The sequence below is a fragment of the Phytoactinopolyspora endophytica genome (assembly GCF_004138495.1).
Taxonomy (GTDB): domain Bacteria; phylum Actinomycetota; class Actinomycetes; order Jiangellales; family Jiangellaceae; genus Phytoactinopolyspora; species Phytoactinopolyspora endophytica.
In genome coordinates this window covers 191,897-194,275 of record NZ_ML142856.1, presented here as the reverse complement: position 1 = coordinate 194,275, position 2,379 = coordinate 191,897, and the positions used below count along the sequence as shown (strand labels likewise).

The window sequence follows — 2,379 nt, the reverse complement described above, 5'->3', positions numbered from 1 at the left end:
ACCGGCCTCATCGGCACCGTCTCAGGTTGCATCTTCGCTCTGCAGATCGGGTTCGTCACGGTGGAGGCCGCCTTCGGGCTCACCATCCCGATCTTTGTCATCTTGATGAGCGTGCTCGGGGGCCGGACGCACTGGCTCGGACCGGTCATCGGCGCCACGCTGATCGTGACGATGCAGGACCGGTTGTCCTCGGCCGGTTTCGAGGGCTGGAACCTCATCATCCTCGGGGCGATCCTCGCGGTCCTGGTCGTCATTGCGCCGGAGGGCCTTCAGGTGCGGTTGCGCGCTCGCTGGCTTCCCGCCCTTGGGGCCCTTGTCGTGGTCACAGGGGGCCTCGCCGTTATCGGCCAATGGGGCGGGACGCTGGAGTGGGTGGTCGCCGGCATGCTCGCGGCCGCCGCATTGGCGTTGGCACCCGTGCCGCTGCGTCGCCGGCAGCGGGACGTCGTGCGTGTCCGCGAGCCGGCCGGGGACGCCGAGACTGCTCGACCCGACGATGGGCCCGGCCAAGCCGTCGAGACCGGCGAGGCTGAGGAACCCGGGCTCGCCTCCGCGGCCGCGGAACCGGTCGTGCGGACGGATCCATCCGATCCTGTGCCGGGCGACGTGCTCGTCGAATGCCGCGATGTCACCCGTTACTTCGGCGGGGTGCGAGCGCTGGAAGGCGTCGACCTCGAGTTCCGGGAAGGCGAGCTGATCGGTCTGGTGGGGACGAACGGGTCCGGGAAGACGACGTTGGTCAACCTGCTGTCCGGCGCGTTCCGGCCGACCAGGGGGACCATCAGCATCGCCGGGCGCGACACGTCCGGCATTCCACCGCACAAGATCGCGCATCTCGGGGTCGCCCGCACGTACCAGATCCCCAAGCCGTTCGAGTCGATGACGGTTCGCGACAACGTGGCCATGACGATCATGTTCGGCCGCGAGCGGCGTCGGTTGGAACAGGCCCGGCAGCAGGCGGAAACGCATCTGGAGCTCGTGGGGCTGACACACCGTGCGGATGCGCACCCGTCGGCGGTCAACCTGCACGAGCGGCAACTACTCGAGATGGCCCGGGCGATCGCGAGCAGCCCGAAAGTGCTGCTGCTCGACGAAGCGTTGGCAGGGTTGAACCCGGCGGAGATCGACCAGGCCGTTGAGGTCGTCCGCCGTATCCACCAGTCGGGTATCACGATCGTGATCGTCGAGCACTTGCTCCGGGTGGTGAACCAGCTTGCCACCAGGATGGTTGTGCTGGATCGCGGAAGCTTGCTGGCCGACGGCGCGCCACGGACCGTCATGCAGGATCCGGCTGTGGTCAGCGCGTATCTGGGAAGGCGTGCCCATGCTTGAGATCCGTGGGCTCGATGCGTTCTACGGGGACGCTCAGGCACTCTGGGGTATCGGCCTGGACGTCGCCGAGGGAGAGATCATCAGCGTCGTCGGACCCAACGGCGCTGGGAAGTCGACGCTGGTGCAGGCCATCGCGGGGCTGCAGAGATCGGTCCGTGGCCGGATACTGCTCGACGGCGTCGACCTCACGAGCGTGGCGCCGCATCGGGTCTGCGAGTACGGAGTGGCGACCGTGCCCGAGGGGCGTCGAGTCTTCCCCGACATGTCGGTCTACGACAACCTGTGCCTCGGCGCGTACCGGAAGGCCGTTCGCGGCCGCCACCAGGAGGCGCTGGCCGCGGTACACGATCTGTTCCCAGTGCTCGCGGACCGTTCGACCCAGCCGGCCGCCACGCTCAGCGGTGGCGAGCAGCAGATGCTGGCGATCGGCCGGGCATTGATGGCACGCCCGCGGCTGCTGCTCACCGACGAGCCATCGCTCGGTCTTGCCCCGGTGGTCGTTGACGAGGTGTTCGACGTCATCCAGTCGATCAACGCCGACGGGGTGAGCGTTCTGCTTGTGGAGCAGGACGTCGAACGTGCACTGGCGATGTCCAGCCGCGGATATCTGCTCGGCGAAGGCCGGATCGTCACCACAGGCACCTCGGATGAGCTGCGGAGCAGTGCCGACGTGCGGCGCAGTGTGCTGGGCCTGTAACGAGAGAAGTCCGCGTGCTGAGCGGGCATTGAACCTGCCCCGCGAGCTCGGCTTGAAGAGATGATGCCTACGCCGTTGCAGTTTCCGCAAGGAAGTTTGTCAACCAGCCATGGGTGGGGCAGGTTGGTTCAGGCGTGACCGGTGGTCACGGCCTCTGGCCACAACCATGTCTCGACGACCAAGGCAAGGACGATGAGCACAGAGTACTGGGATGAGAAGTATCGCAGCCGCGACCAGGTCTTCAGCGGCGCGCCCAACGGCGTGCTCGTGACCGAGGTCACCGATCTACCGCCCGGGCAAGCCCTGGACGTCGGATGCGGCGAAGGCGCCGACTCCCTCTGGCTGGCCCG

The 2,379-nt window shown here is 67.4% G+C and carries 2 protein-coding genes and 1 pseudogene; all 3 read left to right on the top strand.

The genetic code is table 11. The annotated features are described in order from the left end of the window. Positions 1 to 1,332: ATP-binding cassette domain-containing protein (locus ELR45_RS17230; RefSeq protein WP_129667494.1), on the top strand; the 1,332-nt coding region annotated here is incomplete at its 5' end. Further along, positions 1,325 to 2,029: an ABC transporter ATP-binding protein gene (locus ELR45_RS17225; protein ID WP_129667493.1), complete on the top strand. Its 705-nt coding sequence runs from the start codon at positions 1,325 to 1,327 to the stop codon at positions 2,027 to 2,029. The genes ELR45_RS17230 and ELR45_RS17225, both read left to right, overlap by 8 nt. Positions 2,030 to 2,221: 192 nt before the next feature. After that, positions 2,222 to 2,379 (top strand): annotated as a pseudogene (locus ELR45_RS42775) (SAM-dependent methyltransferase); the annotation flags it as partial.

Bases quoted from the DNA above. Each gene is read 5' to 3' on its own strand.
- ELR45_RS17225 (WP_129667493.1), top strand. From the start codon at position 1,325: ATGCTTGAGATCCGTGGGCTCGATGCGTTCTACGGGGACGCTCAGGCA.